1 protein-coding gene is annotated in these 4602 nt (G+C 52.7%); it reads right to left on the bottom strand.

Annotation, left to right across the window (positions count from 1 at the left end):
• Positions 1-4491 (bottom strand): FG-GAP-like repeat-containing protein (locus K8Q93_03885; GenBank protein MCE9644352.1); only part of this gene is annotated, 4491 nt, incomplete at its 3' end.
• Positions 4492-4602 lie beyond the last annotated feature (111 nt).

Genomic DNA, 4602 nt, shown 5'->3' with positions numbered 1-4602 from the left:
GATCTGGAAGACGTTACCGGTGGCATCTGCTCTTTCGGTGTTCAGAGTGAGAAGAACTCCCGTGTTGGATGCAAAGGTGAGGGATCCTGTGGATGTACGGGTGATGCGTGTGTCGAAGGCGCCGCGGTAACCGAAGAGGAGGTTTGGCGTGCGGGCACCGGACTGCGTGCTTGCTTGCAATGTAAGAACCGCACCAGAGGCGTAGATGGATGCACCTGTTCCGAAACTGGTCGTACTTCTAATGGTGAACTTTGCTTTCAGTGTTGTTGTGCCGATACCAACCATGCCTCCTGTTCCGGCCTGTACCGAGAGTGTCGGAGTGGATCTATTCAACAGTACATGTGCCGTGTTATCCGCATTGGCAATTGTCACAATGTCCTGCTTTCCATCTCTGTTCAGATCCGCAGTATCGAGAGTGAACGCATTTCCTGCCGTTGAGTAATTTGTTGCCGTATTAAAGGTACCGTTTCCTTTGTTCAAAAGAACAACAGGACTTGCAAGGACGATGTCGGGCACACCGTCTCCGTTCACATCGGTCAGACGAATATCGTGCCCGCTTGTTCCGGTTGGATAATCCACTTTTGTCGCAAAAGTTCCGTCTCCGTTATTGATGTGTACGGATGCATTCGTTTGCGTGGAAGAAATGGTGACGAAGTCCACTGCGCCATCCATGTTTACGTCACTGACCGCCATATAATTGATGCTGCTTTGCGTGCTGATATCCACTTTTGCGGCGAAGGTTCCGTTTCCTCTGTTCAGGAATGTAGAAACCACGTTGTCATTGCCACCACATGCAAGAATGTCCATATAACCGTCTCCGTTGATATCCCCCGCTTCGACATCGAACGTATGCCCGACGTTAGCTGCGTAATCCACTTTTGCGGCGAATGTTCCGTTTCCATTGTTAATGTAGACAGAGACCGTATTGTCGATATTTTCCGCAACAAGCACGTCCGGTCTTGCATCTCCGTTTACGTCGGCGGTAGCAATGTTCACCGGATAGGAAGCGGCATACGACACCTTTGTCGCAAACGTTCCGTCTCCGTTATTCAATTGCACAACCATATCCGATCCATCCGCGGCGGCAATGTCCAACATTCCGTCTCCGTTCAAGTCGCTCAATTGCAAACCGTAAATGGTTCCGCCTGTTGTAAAATCACTGCGGGAACCAAAGGTTCCGTCTCCGTTATTGAGGAATTTTGAGTACTGACCATTCAGTGTTCCGGTTACCATATCAACCGATCCGTCTCCATCAATGTCGCCCAAAGCGACGCTGTAGAAATTGCTGGTACCCGCATACGTTACCGCACTTGGGAATGCTCCTGCCGAAGTAAACAGTGCACTACCGGCCTGTATGGAACCGATATTGGTAATGTTCCCTTCCTGTGTCAGACGCGTAATGCCCTGCGTTGCAAGACCTGCATTGGTAATATTGAGATACTTCTGAAAGCCATTGATGCTGCTGAGCGTGACACCGGAGAGGTTTAAGCCCGGAGTCACCAGAGAACCGGTCATGGTATCTCCCCCAATCTCCACAAAGTTTCCACCTGTACCTCCTCCATCCGTACCACAGGAGAAGCGGCCGGTTGTGCTGTCCCAGAGAAGCTTACTGGTGGATGCATTGTCACAATCAGAGAGACCTGCACCACGAATGGTGTTGTCTGCATACAGAGATGCACCGGAGAAGGTACCGTTTGTCGACAGTACCGTGGCAGAGCTTCTCCAGAGACGGGTATCAAAGTTCCCTCTGTATCCAAAGAGGATATGGCGGGATGCAGTGGAGGTGGCATCGAGTGCAAGAATGGCACCGGATGCTGCCATGTATGCTCCTGTTCCGTAGCGTGTCGTGTTTACGACTGTCAGCGCTCCCGATCCGCGCGTTGTTCCCGTCTGCTTCACCATCAATGTGCCGGAAGAGGTGAGTTCTTTCTCTGCATGGATGATGGCACCGGAGAATGTGTTTACAACTTTGAGTCCGAGCGAGCCGAGTGTGCCGTTCTTGATATCGATGATGAGTGTACCCGTCATGGTATCGCCGATCTTCTTCACAAAGTTTGCACTGCCGATGGTCATGACGTTTCCGGTGGAGAAGCTTCCTCCGGACTGATCTGTCCCACAGGAGAAGCGTCCGGTTGTAGAGTCCCAGAGAAGCTTGGATGTTGCTGCGGTATCACAATCACTTAAACCTGCTCCGCTGATCGATGTTCCTGCGTAGAGGCTTGATCCACTGATGGCTCCTTCTGCAACAATCGAACCAGAGGAACGGATCGCAGAGTTTGCGTAGAGTGTGACACCGGAGAATGTTCCATTGGTAGAGAGAGTTGCAGCACCGCTTCTCCAGAGAGCCGTATCAAAGTTTCCCTTATACCCAAACAGAATATGCGGAGACTTGCTGTTGCCCGCGCCACCTGCCGTACTATCCAGGACAAGAATGGCACCGGATGCTGCCATGTATGACCCTGTTCCGTAGCGTGTTGTATTTACCACCGTCAGCGCTCCTGATCCACGTGTTGTTCCCGTCTGCTTCACCATCAATGTGCCGGAAGAGGTGAGTTCTTTCTCTGCATGGATGATGGCACCGCTCAATGTATTGATCACTCTCAGTCCAAGTGATCCGAGTGTGCCGTTCTTGATATCAATGATGAGTGTACCCGTCATGGTATCGCCGATCTTCTTCACAAAGTTTGCACTGCCGATGGTCATGACGTTTCCGGTGGAGAAACCTCCTCCGGCTGTATCCGTTCCACAGCTGAAGCGTCCGGTTGTAGAGTCCCAGAGGAGTTTGCTGGAAGAAGCGACATCACAATCGGTGAGTCCTGCGCCCTGCAGAGATGTTGCAGCGTAGACAGTGGAACCGGAGAATCCCGGACCACGGACAATGAGTCCGCCTGTACCGATGGTCACCTGACCACCCGTACCGAAGGATGCATGTCCTGCAACGAAGAGACTGGTTGCGGTGCTGATCGATCCCTGGAAGTTTGCGTCCATCCCCTGTGTAATTCCGTGGATGGTCAGACTTCCCACTTCCAGGCTGCCGATTTCCGCAGTCTGCGTGTACGTACCGCCGAGGTCATACACATAGAGACGGGTACCGCCTGTGTACGACACGTAGGCATAGCGGCCATCAACAATAATCTGGTTGAGCGTGGTCAGTCCGGCCGACACTGTCGACACAACAGTAGGAGCGCGCGGATCACTGATATCAATGGTGATCAATCCGTTTGCACCGACCACATATGCGTAGCGGCCCGAGACTGCAATGGCAGACTGCGTTCCCACTGCAGCAGAACCAAGCGTCAGTACGCTCGCGGGGTTACTGACATCGAAGATCTGCAGACCTGCGGTATTGATGACATATGCGTAGCGTTCCTGAATCGCAACACCATTTGGGGTGGTACCGGCGGATGTTGTGCCAATGCTCACCGGAGACCACGGATTTTTGAGGTCGATAATCTGGAGCGTGCCGCCGCCACCGTTGGTCACATAAGCGTAGCGCCCTGCAACGGCAATCGCATTCGGCGTCGTACCGGTTGCCACCGTTCCGCCGCTCACCATGTTTGCAGGATTACTGATGTCGACTGTCTGGAAGCGGGCCGATGTCGTATTCAAGCTGAAGAGATATCTACCCTGAATCGCCAGTGCATTGACTGCCGATGTCGGCGTGAACACATGCAACGGAACCATGGCGGACGGATTGCTGATATCGAAGGACTGGATTTTTGTCTGCACTCCGATAAACGCGTACTTACCCTGCACCACAATAGATGCGGGGTTACTGGATGTGACGTTCGCTGTCGAAAGAGACTTCGGACCGGTCGGAATGCTCACATCAAACGAACGGAGCACGGTGCCGGCTGTGGAAATAATCGTATTTCCCTGCAGAGCCATATGATCAATAGCTGCAGTGGTCGACGTATTTCCAATCAACACGGGTGTTTTTCCCGGTACAAAGAGCTGCGGCATAATCATACCGGATCCTCCACGGATACCGCCGGTACCAATCAGCACAGTTCCCGATCGCGGCAGCGTGCGGATGAGCGGGAATGCACCTGTTCCAGACACATTCAGCCCGACACCGGACATGGTGCCGATCACAGAAAGTCCGACTGCACTCGAACCGGATGTCGAACGGATGATCAGCGATCCCGTCATTGTATCGCCGGATCTCTTCACGTAGCGCGCGTCACCAATCACCACCACCTGCCCGGACCCGAATCCTGCGCCACCTGTCTGATCTATGCCACAGGAGAAACGACCTGTTGTTGCGTTCCAGAGAAGCTTGTCTGTTCCCACAGACGTACAATCGACGAGACCTGCACCACGGATGGATGTCCCTGCGTAGAGAGTGGAACCGGAGATAGCACCTTCTGCAGTGATACTTCCTGAAGAGTTCACGGAATTCTTTCCGTACACGGTTGATCCAGAGATTGTATCGAAGCGAACGAGAGATCCGGTGATGGTGGCGTTCAGGCTGAATGATGTGCCATTCAAACCGAGACCCTTGCCTGCTGTGTACGTTGTGTTTGTATCGGTGTCAGCACCACATTCGAATTTTCCGGTAACCGTGTTCCAGAGAAGTTTCTGGTTTGCGTTGTTACAAGC

This window comes from Candidatus Parcubacteria bacterium, assembly GCA_021414235.1.
Taxonomy (GTDB): domain Bacteria; phylum Patescibacteriota; class Minisyncoccia; order Phycocordibacterales; family JAKFXT01; genus JAIOOV01.
Note: the sequence above shows the minus strand (reverse complement) of the source record. Positions and strands in the feature narration are given on the sequence as shown.